The sequence below is a fragment of the Pelagihabitans pacificus genome (assembly GCF_009371985.2).
Taxonomy (GTDB): domain Bacteria; phylum Bacteroidota; class Bacteroidia; order Flavobacteriales; family Flavobacteriaceae; genus Pelagihabitans; species Pelagihabitans pacificus.
Genome location: NZ_VIKU02000001.1, coordinates 164,757 through 184,067, shown reverse-complemented (window position 1 = coordinate 184,067; position 19,311 = coordinate 164,757). Strand labels below are relative to the sequence as shown.

Annotated in this window: 18 protein-coding genes; 15 read left to right on the top strand and 3 right to left on the bottom strand. The window is 44.6% G+C overall.

What is annotated here, in order from left to right; all coding sequences use genetic code 11:
• Positions 1 to 27: 27 nt before the first annotated feature.
• Both FK220_RS00865 and FK220_RS00860 read left to right on the top strand, forming a co-directional pair.
• Complete coding sequence (locus FK220_RS00865; protein WP_152572399.1) at positions 28 to 468, top strand: hypothetical protein; 441 nt, start codon at positions 28 to 30, stop codon at positions 466 to 468.
• 87 nt (positions 469 to 555) lie between these two features.
• Entirely contained in the window at positions 556 to 1,602 is a 1,047-nt protein-coding gene (locus tag FK220_RS00860) for a quinone-dependent dihydroorotate dehydrogenase (RefSeq protein WP_152572398.1), read from the top strand.
• A 39-nt stretch (positions 1,603 to 1,641) separates the two neighbouring features.
• Here the strand turns inward: FK220_RS00860 and FK220_RS00855 are convergent, their stop codons facing one another.
• A complete protein-coding gene (locus FK220_RS00855) occupies positions 1,642 to 1,959 on the bottom strand; it encodes a Dabb family protein (protein ID WP_394352414.1) in 318 nt (105 codons plus the stop codon).
• 257 nt (positions 1,960 to 2,216) lie between these two features.
• Between FK220_RS00855 and FK220_RS00850 the strand changes: the two genes are divergently transcribed.
• The 13 genes from FK220_RS00850 (at position 2,217) to FK220_RS00790 (ending at position 17,355) form a co-directional block, all read left to right on the top strand.
• Positions 2,217 to 2,843, top strand: a complete 627-nt coding sequence (locus FK220_RS00850; RefSeq protein ID WP_152572396.1) for a LysE family translocator — start codon at positions 2,217 to 2,219, stop codon at positions 2,841 to 2,843.
• A gap of 135 nt (positions 2,844 to 2,978) precedes the next feature.
• Complete coding sequence (locus FK220_RS00845; protein WP_152572395.1) at positions 2,979 to 3,845, top strand: hydroxymethylglutaryl-CoA lyase; 867 nt, start codon at positions 2,979 to 2,981, stop codon at positions 3,843 to 3,845.
• A 152-nt stretch (positions 3,846 to 3,997) separates the two neighbouring features.
• On the top strand, positions 3,998 to 5,293 hold the full coding sequence (locus FK220_RS00840) for a DUF4856 domain-containing protein (RefSeq protein WP_152572394.1): 1,296 nt from the start codon (positions 3,998 to 4,000) through the stop codon (positions 5,291 to 5,293).
• A 110-nt stretch (positions 5,294 to 5,403) separates the two neighbouring features.
• Positions 5,404 to 6,543 carry an imelysin family protein gene (locus FK220_RS00835; RefSeq protein ID WP_152572393.1) on the top strand — a complete coding sequence of 380 codons (1,140 nt, stop codon included), beginning with the start codon at positions 5,404 to 5,406 and terminating at the stop codon, positions 6,541 to 6,543.
• Positions 6,544 to 6,546: 3 nt separating this feature from the next.
• A complete protein-coding gene (locus FK220_RS00830) occupies positions 6,547 to 7,914 on the top strand; it encodes an HTTM domain-containing protein (protein ID WP_152572392.1) in 1,368 nt (455 codons plus the stop codon).
• Positions 7,895 to 10,366, top strand: a complete 2,472-nt coding sequence (locus FK220_RS00825; RefSeq protein WP_152572391.1) for a TonB-dependent receptor domain-containing protein — start codon at positions 7,895 to 7,897, stop codon at positions 10,364 to 10,366. The genes FK220_RS00830 and FK220_RS00825 overlap by 20 nt, the downstream gene beginning before the upstream one ends.
• A gap of 646 nt (positions 10,367 to 11,012) precedes the next feature.
• Positions 11,013 to 12,485 (top strand): IMP dehydrogenase, encoded by a 1,473-nt coding sequence (gene guaB, locus FK220_RS00820; RefSeq protein ID WP_152572390.1) that lies wholly within the window; start codon positions 11,013 to 11,015, stop codon positions 12,483 to 12,485.
• 10 nt (positions 12,486 to 12,495) lie between these two features.
• Positions 12,496 to 13,143, top strand: coding sequence for a class I SAM-dependent methyltransferase (locus tag FK220_RS00815; RefSeq protein WP_152572389.1), 648 nt, complete (start codon positions 12,496 to 12,498; stop codon positions 13,141 to 13,143).
• A gap of 243 nt (positions 13,144 to 13,386) precedes the next feature.
• Positions 13,387 to 14,262: a glycoside hydrolase family 16 protein gene (locus FK220_RS00810; protein WP_152572388.1), complete on the top strand. Its 876-nt coding sequence runs from the start codon at positions 13,387 to 13,389 to the stop codon at positions 14,260 to 14,262.
• Between the two features lie 118 nt (positions 14,263 to 14,380).
• The gene (locus FK220_RS00805) at positions 14,381 to 14,554 is read left to right on the top strand and encodes a hypothetical protein (protein WP_166204721.1); all 174 of its coding nucleotides are present in this window, start codon (positions 14,381 to 14,383) and stop codon (positions 14,552 to 14,554) included.
• 36 nt (positions 14,555 to 14,590) lie between these two features.
• Complete coding sequence (locus tag FK220_RS00800; protein WP_152572387.1) at positions 14,591 to 14,941, top strand: hypothetical protein; 351 nt, start codon at positions 14,591 to 14,593, stop codon at positions 14,939 to 14,941.
• 185 nt (positions 14,942 to 15,126) lie between these two features.
• Positions 15,127 to 16,215, top strand: coding sequence for an amidohydrolase family protein (locus FK220_RS00795; protein WP_152572386.1), 1,089 nt, complete (start codon positions 15,127 to 15,129; stop codon positions 16,213 to 16,215).
• The gene (locus FK220_RS00790; RefSeq protein WP_152572385.1) at positions 16,216 to 17,355 is read left to right on the top strand and encodes a DmpA family aminopeptidase; all 1,140 of its coding nucleotides are present in this window, start codon (positions 16,216 to 16,218) and stop codon (positions 17,353 to 17,355) included.
• A gap of 77 nt (positions 17,356 to 17,432) precedes the next feature.
• On the opposite strand, the gene FK220_RS00785 is transcribed toward FK220_RS00790, so the two are convergent.
• Both FK220_RS00785 and lysA read right to left on the bottom strand, forming a co-directional pair.
• A complete protein-coding gene (locus tag FK220_RS00785; RefSeq protein ID WP_152572384.1) occupies positions 17,433 to 17,966 on the bottom strand; it encodes a thioredoxin family protein in 534 nt (177 codons plus the stop codon).
• A gap of 61 nt (positions 17,967 to 18,027) precedes the next feature.
• Positions 18,028 to 19,269: a diaminopimelate decarboxylase gene (gene lysA / locus FK220_RS00780; RefSeq protein ID WP_152572383.1), complete on the bottom strand. Its 1,242-nt coding sequence runs from the start codon at positions 19,267 to 19,269 to the stop codon at positions 18,028 to 18,030.
• Positions 19,270 to 19,311: the final 42 nt, after the last annotated feature.

The window sequence follows — 19,311 nt, the reverse complement described above, 5'->3', positions numbered from 1 at the left end:
ACCTGAGGTTCTGAAACTCCAAAAAAAATGAATTTTAATACTTTTAAATTGATCCTGTTCTTTTGCTTCCTTCCCTTGATGGGGTGGGCCCAAGACTGCACCCTCGATGTCGGTGGAGAAAATTTCAATGCGATTACCGAGATTTTTCAATTGAATACCGAGCAAAAAGCAACAATGGAGACGCTACGGGGTGAGCTGCTTGTCACCAATAAGGCTTTCGAGGATGAGATTCAAAAACTTTTTGACCAACATCCCCAAAGTACGGAGGAAGATCTGATCACCTTGGCCAATAAATACAAGGTGCTTCAGCAAAAAATGGTGGATGCTTCCTGGGAAACGGATAAGATATTATTGTCAACTTTCAATCCAAAACAGTACCAGCTGTACCTTGATCTCTGTATGGAGGCTCTTCGCAAACCCATCAAAATTATTCCAGTATCTTATAAGGATAGTATCGCCCCGGAGTAATTAACGTGCAAATGTTAAAAAAATCGCGCTAGATAGGGAAAATAGTAGGATTGAGTTCGTATTTTTGCGTAAATCTTACCTTGGTTTATGTATAAGTTAATGATACGTCCTTTCTTTTTCCTACTTGATGCGGAAAGGGCACACCACCTCACATTCGGGCTGATTCGTTTTCTCTCTAACATTGGTTTTTCAAAAATCTTCCGGGCATTGTATACCATTAAGGACTCCAGACTGGAGCGAGAGGTATTTGGGCTAAAATTCGATAACCCGGTAGGTTTGGCTGCTGGTTTTGATAAAGATGCAAAACTCTTTAATGAACTGAGCGATTTCGGATTTGGCTTTATTGAGATCGGTACTGTGACTCCAAAGCCCCAAGAGGGCAATCCCAAGAAACGTCTGTTTAGGCTCAAGGCCGACGAAGCGATTATCAATCGAATGGGCTTTAATAATAAAGGCGTTTTCGATGCGGCTGAAAAACTGAAAAAAAACCACAAGGTATTGATCGGAGGCAACATAGGGAAAAATAAGGGTACCCCAAATGATATGGCTATCAAAGACTACCTGATCTGTTTTGATGCCCTATTTGAGCACGTAGACTATTTTGTTGTCAATGTGAGCTCCCCAAATACCCCTGGCTTAAGGGAACTTCAGGACAAGGAACCTTTGACCAATCTGCTTCTGGCGATGAAAAAGGAGAATCAAAAAGTTGCCGTTAAGAGCAAACACGGCAAGGAAAAACCGATTTTGTTGAAAATAGCCCCGGATCTTAGTGACGATCAGCTGCTTGATATTATCAAAATCGTTGAAACCACGAAGATTGATGGAATCATCGCCACTAATACGACCCTGGAACGCAAGAACCTGAAATCCGAGTTGGTATTTACCGAAGAAAAGGGTGGACTCAGTGGCAAGCCCCTGCGTGAACGAAGTACCGAAGTCATCCGTTTTTTAGCTGAAAAAAGCAAGAAGTCTTTCCCAATTATCGGGGTCGGGGGAATTATGAGTGCCGAGGATGCCCTAGAGAAGTTGGAAGCCGGAGCCGATTTAATTCAACTTTGGACCGGTTTTGTATATGAGGGCCCGGCTTTGGTAAAAAGAATCAACGAGGCGATTTTAAGGAAATACCAACAGTAACAGGGCGTTAGGATAGGGACTGCTTATTTTGCCCACTGCTCACTGTCGTGTCCAATAATCCATTACCAAGACATCGGCCAAGTGCGGACCCAGTAAATCCCCAAAGGCCTTATGGTCCGGATGAGGTAGGTATATGGCGCGACCTTCCTCGCTTCCAAAGGTAAGAAAGAAGCAATGGGTAAAGCCCTTTTCCAGACCTTCAGGGCTATTGTTCAATCCCCATTCATATCCTTGAATTTCGGGTATTTTTGAGGGTAGCGCTCCAAAGGCTTGCTCGATTTCGTTTACTTTTTCCTCGGGGGTTCCTTCTTTAAATTTGAAAAGTACGACATGGCGTAATACACTATCTTGTTGCATAATGACCGTTGCTTTTGGATGGTCGACCGATTTACTATTGAACGAAATAAAGGTTAATGATAAAAAAATAATCAATAATACGCTTGCCTGTACTTTAGTGCTCATTGCTTGGAATTTGGTGGAAGATATGAAAATAGTGTTGAAGTTCTGTAGGAATTTGTATTTTGCCCAAATTGAAAATAAGGTAGAACGATAGGAAGCTTGAGAATATTACCGTATGTGATTATGCCCTCGACCCTAGCTTCTGAACATTTCCCGTGAACTACGAAATCCTACATGCGTTTATACTTGCTACTGCCGCCCTGGCCGTTTCCCCTGGTCCGGACAATATTTATGTCATTACCCAAAGTATCACCAACGGAAAGAAATATGGGTTGGCCACCGTGGCGGGATTGATTTCCGGATGTTTGGTGCACACAACATTATTGGCCTTTGGGGTTTCTGCCTTGATCAAAGCCAATGATAGGCTATTTTTTGCCATTAAACTTTTCGGGGCCCTTTATCTCTTCTATTTGGCCTTTAAGGTGTTTCGTAGTGATGCGGTCGTACAGCTTTCCGGTGGGAAAGCGCCTCGAAAAAGCTTAGGACAGCTTTTTAAACAGGGATTGATTATGAATGTACTGAATCCGAAGGTTACCATATTCTTTCTAGCCTTTTTTCCGGGGTTTTTGTTCAGCGACACCTTGGGAACTGTTGTGCAGTTTTATGTTTTGGGACTTTTATTTATGTTCGTTTCCTTCCTCGTTTTTAGTTTAATTGCCATTCTCGCTGGGACTATTTCAGATTATTTAACCCAACATGCGGGAGCAGGGGTGTTTTTGAAATGGATGCAAATTATCGTCTTTTTGGGAATCGGTATTTATCTGTTGTTATCCGATAAATAGTCACTAATTTTGCCAGAACCCCTTTTAATTTTGGAGGAATAAAAGCCGTTCGAAATAAAATGGAGGAACCGGCTCCGATGCAATATCGGATTCTCTTGAATACCCCTAACTAATTGTTCAAGGCTAAAACAACCTATGCCAGAAACGGTCAAAATCATCGAATGTCCACGGGATGCCATGCAGGGCATTAAAACGTTTATCCCTACCGAGCATAAGGCGCGTTACCTCCAATCTCTTTTGGGCTGTGGTTTCGATACCCTCGACTTCGGGAGTTTTGTCTCCCCTAAGGCAATCCCACAAATGGCCGACACGGCGGAGGTACTTTCCCAACTGGATCTCTCCAGAACGAAAAGCAAATTATTGGCCATCGTGGCCAACGTACGTGGGGCAAGGGACGCAAGCCAACATCCGGAAATCGATTATCTTGGATATCCCTTTTCCATATCGGAAAACTTTCAAATGCGCAACACCCATAAAACGATTGCCCAGTCGGTCGAAATACTACGGGAGATTTTTAGTATCGCGAACGCTACGGGAAAAGAGGTGGTTACTTATATTTCCATGGGTTTTGGAAATCCCTATGGGGACCCTTGGGGAGTGGATGTGGTAGGGGAGTGGACAGAACGTCTGGCCGAAATGGGTGCCCGTATCCTGTCGCTTTCCGACACGGTAGGAACCTCTACCCCGGATACGATCGACTATCTTTTTTCAAATTTGATCCCAACATACCCTGAAATCGAGTTTGGTGCCCACCTGCACACCACCCCGACCACATGGCACCAAAAAGTAGATGCTGCCTACAAGGCCGGTTGCCGAAGGTTCGATGGTGCGGTCCAAGGTTTTGGGGGTTGTCCCATGGCCAAGGACGAGCTTACCGGGAATATGCCCACCGAGAAAATGCTGTCCTACTTTACAAAGGAAAAAGCGGAAACAGGGGTGAATTGGATGGTTTTTGAAGCCGCCTTCAACAAGGCCACGGAATTATTTTCAGTTTTCCATTAGCGCGACTTCCCGGTCGAATATAATCTCATAAGGCCTTAATGTTAAATCTCACTTTTTATTTAGATTTAATTTAAATAAAGCTTGTCCAAAACGGATTTGTACTTTAGATTTGCCACACTATTTAAAACAAGTCTAAATAAATATAGTTTCCGATGAATCGATTAAGACCTCTTCTGTTACTCACTTTTCTCGTCTCTTTAGCTTCCTGTAGTTCCGATGATAACGACCCCGTAAACCCGGTCGCCACGTGTAGCGATAACATTCAAAATGGTGATGAGACCGCTGTGGATTGCGGTGGCAGTTGCACACCCTGTACCACCGGCATCCAGAACCCGACCAGCTATACGTTTGAACGAAATGGGGAGTCAACGGTAGATTTTAGTGGACAGACCACCCGGTTGTTGATGAGCGAGGAAATTTTAGATTTATTATTGGAACCTACAACCACATCGGATGCGCTGTTGGCCATGTATGCACATGAGCAGGGAGTTGATAATTTCGAGAACACCGAGTTGAATGCTTCCGACAAAAACATCAAGAGTAAAACGGCCGCCTCGGTCGATTACTTTTCCTCGAATAGTGCTATTCAGGCTGTGGTAAGAGCCGATTTTGACGCATGGTTAATGGCGCAGGTAAACGAGGTATTTCCCAATTTCAATGTGGTGGCCAGCCCTGGTAATCCTGGTCAGTTGCCCGATGGTTCTTCGACTCGATATGTAAACGACAAAGGTTTGGAATACGACCAGCTGTTCAACAAAGGATTGATTGGCGCTTGGACTACCGATCAGGTATTGAATAACTATCTCAGTTTGGCCGTACTTGACGAGGGGAACAACCGCGACGAGAATGACGCCGATACGGTCGCCGAAGGAAAATCGTATACTACTATGGAACATAAGTGGGACGAGGCCTATGGCTACGTATACGGATTGAATGCCGATGCTGCCAATCCCAATGCCGACTTGGGTGCCGATAGTTTTTTGAACAAATACATCGGTCGGGTAGAGGGTGATACCGACTTTGAAGGCATTGCGGAGACCCTTTTTCAGGCCTTCAAATTGGGCCGGGCTGCGATTGTCGCAAAGAATTATGAGGTTCGAGATGCCCAAATAGCGATTATCAAGCAAAAGATTTCTGAAATCATTGCCATTCGGGCCGTTTACTATCTACAACAGGCGAAAAACTCGTTGACCCAGGAAACACCTGCCTATGGTACTGCCTTTCACGATTTATCCGAAGGCTATGGTTTTATTTACAGCCTACAGTTTACCAGAAGACCTGATGCGGAGACTCCTTATTTTTCGAAGGAGGAAGTCGACGCCTTTCTGTCCGATCTGATGAATGATGGTGACAACGGTTTGTGGGACGTGACCCCTGAAACCTTGGATGCTCTTTCGGTCGCCATCTCGGATCGCTTTCAATTTACTTTGGAAGAAGCTGCGGAATAGTAATGGGTCATTTATTATTAGGTTAAATGTTAATAAAAAGTGAAGACTAATTGCAATGAATTTAAGGTTGTTCTTTACTTTTGTTTACTTAGAATAAATAAAAATAAGCTATGAACCGTATTGTACTACTAACATTGTTTTCTATGGCTATTTTGGCCTGTTCTTCGGATAATGGGGAGGAAACCCCTCCTGTCGATGGAAAACCCGATGACCCCAAGGAAGTGACCTTTGAAAGGAGTACCCTATTGGTCAACTGGGCCGACAATATAATCATACCATCCTACGAAGCGTTCGTTACCGATCTTGATGGTCTCAACAGTGCTTTCGAAACCTTTAGGCCAGACGCAAGTACGGAAAACCTTTTGGCGCTGCGGAATGCATGGCTTGCTGCTTACAAAAGCTGGCAATGGGTCTCTATGTTCGAAATTGGTCCGGCGGAGAACGTAGGGCTGCGCTTGAACATTAACACATATCCCACCAACATCGACCGTATCGAACAGAATATCGTTAGTACGGGTTATGATCTTTCACTCCCTAGCAACAGGGAAGCCAAGGGTTTTCCCGCTTTGGACTATTTGATCAATGGCCTGGGGGAAAGTGATGAGGCCATCGTTTCCAAATACAACGAGGTCGATCGTGACGCGTTGATTTCCTACATCGAGGCTGTCCTGAACGATATGACCACTTTATCGAAAGAGGTGCTTGCCTCTTGGAAAGATGGTTATCGCGATTCCTTTATCGCGAACGACGGTTCTTCTGCAACGGCCTCTGTAGACCGTTTTGTGAACGATTATATCTTTTATTACGAAAAGTTTTTACGTGCCGGCAAAATGGGTATTCCGTTAGGGGTTTTTTCGGGCAGTGCACTTCCCGATAAGTTGGAAGCATATTACAAAGGAGACGCCTCCAATGTGCTTTTTTTGGAGGGATTATCGGCCGTACAGGATTTTTTTAACGGGAAGCATTTTGGAAAAAGTAGTTCCGGGGAGAGCTTGGCGTCTTATCTCGATGCATTGAACGAACTAAAGAACGGTGAAGACCTCACGGACCTCATTAACGGCCAATTTGACAAAGCCAGGGAAATGGTATCGGCCTTGGACCCTTTTCTTGAAGAATTGGAGAACAACGCAGTACCGACCCAGATGTCTTTGGCCTATGACGAAGTACAACGGGCCGTACCCTTATTAAAGGTCGACATGGTGTCGGCCATGAGTATCAGTATCGATTTTGTCGATGCCGACGGCGATTAGAAGATGGATTCCTTGAGAAAACGATACTTGACAAAATCAGTGGAGGCCGCCCCTTTGGCGGTCTTCCGCATTTTGTTCGGAACGATGATGTTTTTTAGTATCGTTCGTTTTTGGGGGTACGGTTGGATCGACAAACTGTATATTCGACCAAGCTTTTTCTTTTCATATTATGGTTTTGAGTGGGTAAAGCCCTTGGAAGGCTTCACCTATTTGTTATTTGCAATTTGCGGGCTATCTGCAATCCTTGTGGCCATCGGATACCGTTATCGTATGGCAATCGTGGTTTTTTTTCTGAGCTTCTCCTACATCGAACTTATGGACAAAACCACCTACCTAAATCACTATTACTTTATCAGCATTCTGAGTTTCTTGATGATATTCTTGCCCGCTAATTGTTATTACGCCCTGGACGCCAAAAGAAGTCCCGAGAGGGCATTCCAGTATATTCCCGTATGGGCAATAAATAGTCTAAAACTATTGTTGGGCATTGTTTATTTTTACGCGGGTCTCGCAAAATTGAATTCTGATTGGCTTCTCAAAGCTATGCCCCTCAAAATATGGCTTCCCTCGAAATTTGATATTCCCTTTCTAGGGGATTTGTTGGGTCGGGAATGGGTGCAGTACGCTTTCAGTTGGCTGGGCGCGGGCTATGACCTGGCGATACCATTCTTATTGTTGTACCGAAAGACCAGGCCTTTTGCCTTTGGGTTGGTGGTGGTTTTTCATGTCTTGACACGGGTTTTGTTCCCAATTGGGATGTTCCCTTATATCATGATCGTCTCCGCCTTGATTTTTTTTGATGCAAGAGTACACCATCAAATACTGATACTCTTGGATAAGGTACTCAAATGGGGGAAGGAATATTTTGATAATGAACGTGTCCTGAATTTTCCAAATACCGTTACAACTAGGCTGAAGCATGGTATTCTAGTTGTCTTTTTTACGATTCAAATAGTATTTCCCTTTCGCTACCTCCTATATCCCGGAGAACTCTTCTGGACCGAGGAAGGGTATCGCTTCTCATGGCGGGTTATGTTGATGGAAAAATCGGGCTATGCCCAGTTCAAGATTGTAGATGCAAAAAGCGGTCGGTGGTTCTATGTAGACAATGACGATTTTTTAACTCCTTTTCAAGAAAAACAAATGGCGTTTCAGCCCGATTTTATATTGGAGTATGCCCATTACCTAAAAAAACACTTTGAGAAAAAGAACGAGGGCCCCGTTCAAGTGTTTGTCGATAGTCGGGTGACGCTCAATGGACGGTTGAGCACAACCCTAGTAGACCCAACCGTCGACCTGGGAAAGGAAAAGGAATCGTTTCGCCACAAAAGCTGGATTTTACCATTTAAAGATGAGATTAAAGGGATATAGTTGTTTCATACTATTGCTACTTTCATACGCCGTTTACGGTCAAAACGCGATTGCCGGGAAGGTCACAAACCAAGGTGGCGACCCCATTCCCGATGCGGAGGTATACTTAAAGGAATTACAACGATTGGCGCGTACATCGCCCATGGGGGAATTTGAATTTTCCAATGTACCGGGCGGAAAATACACGTTGATTGTCTTTGCCTTCGAATATGCGGTGCATGAAGAGGAGCTGACCTTTGATAGGGCTTTGGAGGTCACAATTCAGCTACGTCCGGTTGAGACCGAAAAGCTTTCCGAGGTGGTATTGACCCAACGACGGGAACGTATTTTTGCGCTCCAACAATTAAAAAAGGTCGAGGGGACCGCTATTTATGCGGGTAAGAAAAGTGAAGTGGTATTATTGGATGGCCTCACCGGGAATTTGGCGGCCAACAACTCGCGCCAAATATACGGTCAGGTCGTTGGCCTTAACATCTATGACAACGGTGATGCCGGTCTGCAATTGAATATCGGTGGAAGGGGGCTCGACCCGAACCGAACCGCAAACTTCAACACCCGACAAAACGGGTACGATATAAGTGCAGATGTTTTAGGATACCCTGAAAGTTATTATACTCCTCCGGCCGAGGCATTGGAGGAAATACAAATTGTGAGAGGTGCGGCCTCTTTACAATACGGTACCCAGTTCGGAGGTTTGGTCAATTTTAAGTTTAAAAGACCAAATCCGAATAAGAAAATTGCATGGACCTCCCGGCAGACATTGGGTTCCTTTAATCTAAATACCACCTTCAATAGTCTGGCCGGTACCATCGGGAAATTTAGTTATTATACCTATTTCAACTACAAGGAAGGTGACGGATTTCGCCCCAATTCCGGATACCACAGCCGAAACTACTACGCCCATTTAGGGTATCGGTTGTCCGACCGTACCAAGATTACAGTGGAAACCACGTTTTTGAATTATTTGGCACAACAGCCGGGGGGGCTCACCGATGCCCAGTTTTTGGAAGACCCCACGTTTAGTAACCGTACACGGAATTGGTTCGATGTCGATTGGAAATTGTATTCCCTTCGGCTTGATCATCAATTTTCGTCCAAAACGGATTTCAGTCTGAACCTCTTCGGGCTGGATGCCTCCAGGAAAGCGCTGGGTTTTCGAACCAATCGGGTTTCCCAACCTGACGTACTTGAAGAACCTCGGGAATTGCTAATTGATAATTTTCAAAACTGGGGGGCCGAAGCCCGTGTGTTGACCCGCTACGGACTATGGGGAAAAGAATCGGCCCTATTACTCGGTTCCAAGTTCTACAAAACGCGGAACGATCAACGACAGGGTCCTGGCAGCAATGCGTCGAACGCCGATTTTCGCTTCGCGGACGATCAATTCCCTAACTATGAACGGCAGTCCGAGTTCGATTTTCCCAATTTGAACGTCGCCTTTTTCGGTGAAAACATTTTCAATATCACCGATAAACTTACGGTAACGCCCGGGTTTCGATTTGAATATATTAAAACGGAAAGCGAGGGTAGTTTCAGGAATATTGTGCTCGATTTGGCAGGAAATCCGCTTTTGAACGAGGAGATTGAGGACAACCGTGTTTTTGAGCGTAGTTTTGTGCTCTTGGGGGTAGGGGCTAGCTACAAAGCGACACCAAGTATGGAATTATATGGTAACATTTCCCAGAATTATCGATCGGTGACTTTTAACGATATCCGGGTAGTGAACCCTTCTTTTCAGATAGACTCGAACATAAGTGATGAAGACGGTTTTACCGCCGATTTAGGGTTTCGCGGCAGGTATCGGAATGCGTTGGCTTATGACGTAAGTGCCTTTGGATTATTGTATGATAATCGGTTGGGGGAAATTTTAAAGGCCCGTACCCGCATTGATGAAAATGGGGAGGAAATAGAGACAGGAGGTATCGTACGTTTTCGGGGTAATATCGGCACTGCTTTTATGTACGGACTCGAAAGCTTCGCCAATTGGAGCCTTAAAGAGACTTTTTTGCCCTATTCCGAAAAATTGAAACTGAACTATTTTATCAATCTGGCCTTGACCCGTTCGGAATATCTGTCCTCCGATGAAAACAATGTCGAGGGCAATGAGGTCGAGTTTATTCCTGCTGTCAACATGAAAACAGGCTTGAATTTAGGTTATGGCAATCTTCTAGGAAGTCTGCAGTATACCTATCTATCGAAACAATTCACCGACGCGACGAATGCCCAACAAGATATTAATGATAACCAACGTGGGATCGAGGGAGAAATCCCGGCGTACGATATCTTGGACATATCCTTGTCCTATACCTATAAGAAATGGCGTTTGGAGGCGGGTATCAATAACCTGCTCGATACTAGTTATTTTACTAGACGGGCTACTGGATATCCCGGACCCGGAATCATCCCGGCCGAACCGCGAACTTTTTACACGACACTTCAGTTTAAACTGTAAAAAAACAAATTGTAACAGTAGAAAAAACCCTTCCGATCCTATTGATGGATTTAGTGACTTTGCAATTCTACCGAACTGAAAAAATGAAGCCCCTGTACAAGAGTTGGCCACTTTTAAAAACGAAACCAAACCAAGTACCAAGTAGGTGATATTCCGGAAAACAACTGTTGCCATTTCCATAGTAACTTCACAGCCTAACTTTCGTATGCCCAGGTAGCCACAGTCTCGATATGGATTGCCGATTATGACGAAGAGGGAAACAAACATTTTAATATCTCGTAGTGGGACACTTACCATGCCAAGAAAAAATGTAAACCCAAGGAATAGATTGAAGAGGTCCAGGAAACAGAAATGGCTCTGGATTCCTAAGCTTGGCCACATGGGAATAGTAACGACGAATAATAGGAAGAAGGGATTGCACAGACAAAAGGCTGGGACGCAGGATGGGATGGTACAGCATTGGATTGGCGAAAACCTCGACTATTAGATACTTAAGCCCGTAATCCCGACAAACGGAATATACTGATAGTACCTCGGCCGAACCGGTATTTTGGTATTGTTTGGGTCTCTTTATTCTTTGTGCTAGCCGCATAGCGGTCTTTCCGCTTTTTTGATTACATTTGCACGCAATTAATCCTTAATTGCCATGCAAGCCCACCTCAATAAAATTGTCGGCGAAGGTCTCACTTACGACGACGTACTCTTGGTCCCCGCATTTTCGGAAGTATTGCCCCGCGAGGTCAACATTCAGTCAAAATTTACGCGAAATATCACCATTAATGTGCCTATCGTATCCGCTGCGATGGATACCGTGACAGAATCCCGTATGGCCATTGCCATGGCCCAGGAGGGTGGAATCGGGGTCTTACACAAAAATATGACCATCGAGCAACAGGCGATGAAGGTACGCAAGGTCAAAAGGGCCGAGAGCGGCATGATCATGGATCCCGTAACCCTTCCGACAACGGCACTGGTGAGGGATGCCAAAGCGAATATGGCCGAATTCAGCATTGGGGGTATTCCCATTGTCGATGATTGCGGGAAACTAATCGGTATCGTGACAAACCGGGATCTTCGATTCGAAAAAAACAACGAGCGCCCTATCTCCGAGGTCATGACCTCGGACAACTTGGTAACGGTTGCCGAGGGAACTTCCTTGGCCCAAGCCGAGGATATTCTTCAGGAGAATAAAATTGAGAAACTTCCAGTAGTTGACAAAGACTATAAGTTGGTAGGCCTGATCACCTTTCGGGACATCACCAAGCTTACCCAGAAGCCGATTGCGAATAAGGATCAATATGGTCGCCTACGTGTAGCGGCCGCCTTAGGTGTCACTGCGGATGCTGTGGAGCGTGCGGGTGCCTTGGTAGCGGCGGGGGTCGATGCCGTTGTTATCGATACCGCCCACGGACATACGAAGGGCGTCGTAAGTGTATTAAAGGAAGTGAAAGGGAAGTTCCCGCAATTGGAAGTCATTGTGGGAAATATTGCCACGGGAGAGGCTGCCAAGTATTTGGTTGAAGCCGGGGCCGATGCGGTGAAGGTGGGTATCGGACCGGGGTCTATCTGCACCACACGGGTAGTAGCGGGTGTGGGCTTTCCACAATTTTCCGCTGTCTTGGAAGTAGCCGCCGCCATCAAAGGAAGCGGTGTCCCCGTTATCGCCGATGGAGGTATTCGCTATACAGGCGATATTCCGAAGGCCCTTGCGGCCGGTGCCGATACCGTGATGTTGGGATCACTGTTGGCAGGTACCAAGGAATCTCCGGGAGAGACAATCATTTATGAAGGGCGCAAGTTTAAATCATATCGAGGCATGGGTTCCGTCGAGGCCATGAAGGAAGGTTCCAAAGACCGCTACTTTCAGGATGTAGAGGACGATATCAAAAAATTGGTACCCGAAGGTATTGTAGGTCGGGTACCCTACAAGGGCGATTTGTTCGAGAGCATCCATCAATTCGTAGGTGGACTCCGCGCCGGAATGGGTTATTGCGGTGCCAAGGACATTGCGACCCTACAGGAAACGGGACGGTTTGTAAAGATTACCTCCAGTGGTATCACTGAAAGCCATCCCCACCATGTGACCATCACCAAGGAGTCCCCGAATTACAGCAGGTAAAAAACGACAGATGGACTACGACAACAAAGCCGACGACTATTATACCCATATAAGGCCCGAGATGTTGGCATATCTTCCCGAGGGCTGTAAGACCTTATTGGATGTCGGCTGTGGGGAAGGCAACTTTGCCGGTCATATTAAGGAAAAACATCAGTTGGAAGCCTGGGGCATCGAGTTGATGCAAGAACCTGGACAGGAAGCCGAAAAAAAGCTGGACAAGGTCTTTATTGGTCCCGTAGAGGATTTTTTAAATCAGCTACCCGATCGGTATTTCGATGTCATTTACTGTAATGATGTCTTGGAACATCTGGTCGATCCCTATACTGTACTTTCCGTTTTAAGAAATAAACTGACCGATAGGGGCGTGGTCATCAGCTCCATTCCCAATTTCCGCTACCACGACGCCTTTAAAAAAGTCATCTTGCAAAAAAACTGGGACTACGAAGGCCATGGTATCTTTGACAAGACCCATATGCGCTTTTTCACCAAAAAAAGCATTGCCAAAATGTATCGGGAGCAGGGCTATACCATCTTAAAACATGAAGGTATCAACCGTACCCGATCGTTGAAGCCCTACCTCTACAATATTCCTTTTTTCTTTACCGCTATGGATATGTTCTATCTGCAATATGCTACCGTGGCGAAGCGGGCAGGGTAATTTAAGAAATAGGTCTGTTTGTATTTCTTGAATCTGTATCGGATTGATGCAAGGTCGCAATCGGTCGGTTTCACAAATCAGAAAGTTTGCTTTCCGCTTTTTGATGATACGGCTTGTATTTCTTGCCTTTTTGTTGGACTTTTAAAGATGTTTCAATCATGGGAACTATCGATCATACAACCTATGTTCCTACGTTGCCAGTCATTGCTGGAGAAAATAACAGGCTAAAAATCGAACCTAAAGATGACCAAGAGAGTACTGACTTATAAAAGAATTATAACTGGTGTACTGCTATTTTTATACCTCGCTTTTACGGGTACCATATGTCCTCAAGATGATTCAGATAGTTTTGGGGAAAGACCCCGGGATTCCGCCTTTAATACCTTGGTATGGTCGGATGAGTTTGATGGTGCAGGCCCAATAGATTCCGAGAAATGGTTTCACCAAACACAGCTTCCACCTGGCGGTAGTTGGTGGGGGGGATTAATACAACATTATACCGATAGGGAAGACAATTCCCATTTAAGAAAGGGGTATTTAAATCTTGTTGCAAAAAAAGAGCTATTCGAGGATCAGGGTGAAATAAAGCAGTATACCTCCGCTAGGTTAAATTCAAAATTTGCCTTCACCTATGGGCGGGTCGAGATTAAAGCAAAACTACCGGAAGGTATTGGCACATGGCCAGCTATATGGTTATTGAGTAAAAATATTAATGAAGATGGTGCCTACTGGGATAATCAAGGGTTTGGAACCGTGAATTGGCCAACCTGTGGTGAAATAGATATCCTCGAACATTGGGGAAAGAATCAAGATTATGTGTCCAGTGCCGTGCATAACGCATCAAGTTACGGACATGAGGTCATCAATCTTGGCGGACAAAATATATTGGATGCTTCAAATAAATTCCACATATATACACTTGAATGGTCAGAAGAGGAAATGGTATTTAGTGTCGATGGAGTGACACATTTTAAATATGAGCCATCAGATAAAAATTCCGATACCTGGCCATATGATTCTGATTATTATGTCATTTTGAATATAGCCATAGAACCTGATATTGATCCGGGGTTTATTGAAAGTACCATGGAAATAGATTACATCAGGATATATCAATAAAACGTCGACAATCGTGATAGAATTGTAAAAAGCTGATTAACAGTAAATTCGAAATCCTAGGAATTGGTCCTATTCAATGAAATAGGTTTGTAAATTATCGAAAAAGAGGAACGGTCGTATGTTATACATCATAAGCGGATCATCCAGATCCGGAAAGACCCTAATGGCAAAAAAGATATTGGCAGAAAAAGGAGTATCCTATTTGTTACTTGATTGGTTGGTAATGGGTTTTACAAATGGAATCCCTGAATATGGTATTCATGATAGATTATTTCCAGATGAGATAGCCTAAAGATGCTGGAGTTTTGTAAAAGCAATGTTTGAAAGTATGATCTATGTCGAAACTGATTGTGTTATTGAAGGAGAGGCGCTACTCCCTGAATTAATAGTTGAATTAAGGGATATATATCCTGATAGAATACCTATCTGCTTTGTGGCTTGTTCCGATGTAACGGTCGACAAAAAATTTGAAGACATCAAAAAATTTAGCAGGAAAAAAAAGGATTGGTTACTCAGTAAATCAAGCGAATACATTAGAGACCATGTGAACAACATGATAGCGCACAGTAAAAGCCTAAGGGAATCCTGCAAAGAACACGACATATCTTACTTCGATACCTCAAAGAATTTCATGGAGACCATTGAGGAGGCCACGGCCTACATGTTGGTAACAGCGTGAAAAGATACATGGGGGCAAAGGATATCGAAGAGGTGGTCGGATTAAATTCAATCGATTTAAAATTCCCCGAAATGAATTGATAGCACTGCCAATCATTGATAATTCCGCGAAAGACCTGAAGTTCGTCCGGGATAAAAGCTTATCTTGTTTAGGGAAATTCAATCGTTTCATTTGATACCTCAATTATGAAAAACTGCATTTACGTTTTGATTGCCCTCATCGGTCTCATCGCTTGCAAATCAGATCCAAATAAAAAATCCTCCGAGGAGGCCCAGACGGTTCCAATCGATGAGCAAACACTAAGAAAAATCGATGTCCACGCGCATTACCGCCATGCACGTGGCTATCTACCCACACTGTTCAATAATTGGAATATGAAAGCGGTACTGGTCGATGTTGCCAGGGAAGACTCCACCGGCGTAGTACGCAGTTGGACCCCATATCTAGACCTTGCACAGGCACAGCCAGATCTGTTTTATCTCTGTTCTTCCTTGATCGGTGTCGGTATCGATGACCCCGATTTCGCCCGAAAAAACATTGAACGCCTGAGTCAGGAAATCGATGCGGGTGCGAAAATGGTCAAAGTGTGGAAGAACTTTGGGATGGTCACCAAGGATGCCAGTGGTAATTTTATACAAATAGATGACACGCGCCTACAACCGATTTGGGATTTTTTGAAAGATAAAGGGATTCCCGTAATGGCCCATATAGCTGAACCATTGCAGGCTTGGAGGCCATTGGACCCAACCAGCCCCCATTATGGGTATTATAAGAACAACCCACAATACCATGCCTATAAGATTCCTGAAATCCCTTCATATGAGACCATTATCGCGGCAAGGGACCGATGGATTGAAAACAATCCGGACCTAGAAATTCTGTGCGCACATATCGGGAGTATGTCCCATGATGTGGATTTGGTCGCGGAACGACTCGACAAATTTCCCAACATGCAGGTAGAACTGGCGGCCAGGTTCGGGGATTTGGCCAAACAGGACTCCGAGAAGGTTCGGAGGTTTTTTGAAAAGTATCAAGATAGAATCCTATTTGGTTCCGATTACGGTAATTCTGAACCAGCGGACGAAATGACCCCCAAGGAGCTTGAAAATGAGCAAAAAGACCTCAATGCCAGTTATGAACGATTATGGAAGTATTTGAGTAGCAGCGACTCGCTCGAATTAAGGGGGCAGCAAACCGTTGGCCTAGAACTTCCTATGGATGTTTTGCAGAAGGTCTACTTTCAGAACACCGCCAACTTCCTATCGTTGCAATAGATGAAAAAGATACTAGTTAAGGTTCTATTCCTTCTCCTAACGTTGGGTACCATGCAGACTTTTTCACAAAACGAACGTGTCCGGGATTATGGCATCCGCATTGGCGTTCTGAAACCCGGGAAGAACAATGCGATTACGGACGTGGAGGGCGTGAAGGTGGGACATACGACCTTGATAGCCGGCGACAGCATTCGCACCGGGGTCACCGCTATTTTACCACATTCCGGAAATATTTTTCAATGGAAAGTACCCGCGGCGATTTATTTGGGAAATGGGTTCGGGAAATTGGCAGGTTATAGCCAGGTCAAGGAACTGGGAAATATCGAAACCCCCATTGTGTTAACGAACACCTTAAGTGTTCCCGTCGCATCCAATGCCTTGATCAGCTATACCTTGAATCAGGATGAAAATAAAGAGGTACGATCCGTTAACCCCGTGGTCGGGGAGACCAACGATGGTTGGTTGAACGATATCAGGGGCAGGCACATCAAAGAAGCAGATGTGCTGCAGGCCATTGAAAACGCAAAAGGCGGTCCGGTGGAGGAAGGCAACGTAGGTGCCGGTACGGGTACCCGGTGTTTTCAGTACAAGGGAGGTATCGGAACCGCCTCCCGCGTACTACCTGCTGCTTCCGGAGGATACACGGTCGGCGTATTGGTACAGACCAATTTCGGAGGTGTATTTGAGCTGAGTGGTATTCCCATTGCCAAAGAGCTGGATAATTACTCCCGAAGGTTTACCTATGATGTCGATGGTTCCTGTATGATGGTTGTGATGACCGATGCACCCTTGGAATCCAGAAACTTGGAACGCCTTGCAAAGCGGGCGATGATGGGCCTTGCAAAGACGGGAGGCATTGCCTCCAACGGTAGTGGTGATTACGTCATCGCAGTATCTACGGCCAAGGAAAATCGAATTCCGTATACACGTGATACCGGAATAATAGATACAAAACTACTCAGAAATGAGGGCATGACGCCCTTATTTCTGGCCACCATCGAGGCTACGGAGGAGGCCATTTTAAACTCCCTTTTTGCGGCGAATGACATGGTCGGTAGGAATCAACACCATGCAAAAGCCCTTCCCATTCACAAGGTCATTGAAATTATGGGGAAGTACAATAGGATCGAGAAAAACTAGTTGTAGAGGAGGCGTACCTCCCAAGACCATAAATAAAGGAACACTTATTTTCTGATAGAAGAATCCGCAATTCGAACTTATTTCCCTTGACCGGAATAGGTCTTCCAATCCTTTTCTTTGTAAATGTCATCCCCAAAGTACTTGGCGATGTCCAGGAACGGCTTTGGTTTTTGGTATCCGGGAACGGGAGACAACATATTCATTTCCTCATCAAGGAAAACAGTGGTCGGGTAGCTTAATTTACCTTGCAACAAGGCGGCGGCAAACTCATGATAACCTTTTCTCCCTGATGGGACAAACTTATAGGTCTTTCCTTTGAATTCTATGGGTTCCTTACCTTCGCCATCCAACTTCACCATATAGAAGTTATCCGACATATAGGCAGCTACCTCGGCATTCTGAAAGGTATCCTTATCCATTTTTTTGCACCATCCGCACCAATCGGTATAGACATCGACAAATATTTTTTTTGGATTTTTTTCAGTTTCGGCCAGCTTGGCCGCTTCATCCCAAGTGAGCCATTCGACCTCTTGAGCCTGGGCAGAAAGTGCCCACAGCCCTACAAAAAGGAACAATACAAATTGGTAAAATGAGGGGGCGATTCGTTTCATCGGTACAATTTTGTGGGATTAGTCCAAGAACTATACCAAAACTAACGAAAATAATCGAGGATTATTTCACACCTACTTGCTGCTTTTTGGTGGCAAACAAGTCCTTGATATCAATCTGGTTTTTAATAAGGTCGTCGAAATTCTCCCTTTCCCGTATCAAGATCGCTTTTCCGTCGTACCATAACACTTCGGCGGGGCGAAACCGGGAGTTGTAATTGCTGGCCATTGTAAAACAGTAGGCACCTGCATTTTTAAAACAAAGAATATCTCCTTCGGTAATTTCATTGATGCGACGATTGCTCGCGAAGGTGTCGGTTTCACAGATATAGCCCACGACGGAGTAATACCGTTCACGACCTTTCGGGTTCGAAATATTGATGATTTGGTGGGAAGCACCATATAACATGGGACGAATTAAATGATTGAATCCGGAGTCCACACTAGCAAAAACGGTCGAGGTAGTCTGTTTTACCACATTCACCTTTGTGAGAAAGTACCCTGCTTCACTCACCAAGAATTTACCGGGTTCGAATGCCAAGGTGAGTTCCTTGCCGTATTCCTTACAGAATTCGTTAAATCGATTGCTTAATTTTTTGCCCAACTCTTCTACATTCGTCTCAATATCCCCTTTTTTGTAGGGCACTTTGAAACCACTTCCGAAGTCGATAAAATCCAGGTTTTTAAAATTCTTGGCGGTCTCGAATAAAATTTCGGAAGCATACAGAAACACGTCGATGTCCAAAATATCACTACCGGTATGCATATGGATACCATTGATATTCATTTTGGTCAGTTCCACGATACGAAGTAGATGCGGAATCTGGTGAATACTAATTCCGAATTTTGAATCGATATGCCCTACTGAAATATTGGAATTTCCACCCGCCATAACATGTGGATTGATTCGGATACACACTGGAATATCCGGATGCTTACTTCCAAACTGTTCCAAAATCGAAAGATTATCGATGTTGATGCGTACCCCCAGTTTGGAGGCTTCCTCAATTTCTTCCAAGGAGACACCATTGGGGGTAAAGATGATCGATTCCGGTTTAAAACCGGCTAACAGTCCAAGCTGTACCTCTTGAATCGATACGGTATCCAAACCACTTCCCAAGCTATTCATTAACTTCAGGATGCTAATATTCGATAAAGCCTTTGCCGCATAGTTGAGCTTTAAATGTTTGACACCGCTAAATGCATTCGTCAACCGATGGAATTGCGAAATAATCTTTTCCGAATCGTAAACGTATATCGGATCTCCGTAGGTTTTCGCGATATCGAGCAAATCTGAATACTTCATATGAAAAATCTCTTTGAGGCTAATTTAGGCGCATTATTTAAT

Coding starts and splice junctions, on each gene's coding strand:
- FK220_RS00865 (WP_152572399.1), top strand. CDS start 28: ATGAATTTTAATACTTTTAAATTGATCCTGTTCTTTTGCTTCCTTCCC.
- FK220_RS00860 (WP_152572398.1), top strand. CDS start 556: ATGTATAAGTTAATGATACGTCCTTTCTTTTTCCTACTTGATGCGGAA.
- FK220_RS00855 (WP_394352414.1), bottom strand. CDS start 1,959: ATGCAACAAGATAGTGTATTACGCCATGTCGTACTTTTCAAATTTAAA.
- FK220_RS00845 (WP_152572395.1), top strand. CDS start 2,979: ATGCCAGAAACGGTCAAAATCATCGAATGTCCACGGGATGCCATGCAG.
- FK220_RS00840 (WP_152572394.1), top strand. CDS start 3,998: ATGAATCGATTAAGACCTCTTCTGTTACTCACTTTTCTCGTCTCTTTA.
- FK220_RS00835 (WP_152572393.1), top strand. CDS start 5,404: ATGAACCGTATTGTACTACTAACATTGTTTTCTATGGCTATTTTGGCC.
- FK220_RS00830 (WP_152572392.1), top strand. CDS start 6,547: ATGGATTCCTTGAGAAAACGATACTTGACAAAATCAGTGGAGGCCGCC.
- FK220_RS00825 (WP_152572391.1), top strand. CDS start 7,895: ATGAGATTAAAGGGATATAGTTGTTTCATACTATTGCTACTTTCATAC.
- guaB (WP_152572390.1), top strand. CDS start 11,013: ATGCAAGCCCACCTCAATAAAATTGTCGGCGAAGGTCTCACTTACGAC.
- FK220_RS00815 (WP_152572389.1), top strand. CDS start 12,496: ATGGACTACGACAACAAAGCCGACGACTATTATACCCATATAAGGCCC.
- FK220_RS00810 (WP_152572388.1), top strand. CDS start 13,387: ATGACCAAGAGAGTACTGACTTATAAAAGAATTATAACTGGTGTACTG.
- FK220_RS00805 (WP_166204721.1), top strand. CDS start 14,381: ATGTTATACATCATAAGCGGATCATCCAGATCCGGAAAGACCCTAATG.
- FK220_RS00800 (WP_152572387.1), top strand. CDS start 14,591: ATGATCTATGTCGAAACTGATTGTGTTATTGAAGGAGAGGCGCTACTC.
- FK220_RS00795 (WP_152572386.1), top strand. CDS start 15,127: ATGAAAAACTGCATTTACGTTTTGATTGCCCTCATCGGTCTCATCGCT.
- FK220_RS00790 (WP_152572385.1), top strand. CDS start 16,216: ATGAAAAAGATACTAGTTAAGGTTCTATTCCTTCTCCTAACGTTGGGT.
- FK220_RS00785 (WP_152572384.1), bottom strand. CDS start 17,966: ATGAAACGAATCGCCCCCTCATTTTACCAATTTGTATTGTTCCTTTTT.
- lysA (WP_152572383.1), bottom strand. CDS start 19,269: ATGAAGTATTCAGATTTGCTCGATATCGCGAAAACCTACGGAGATCCG.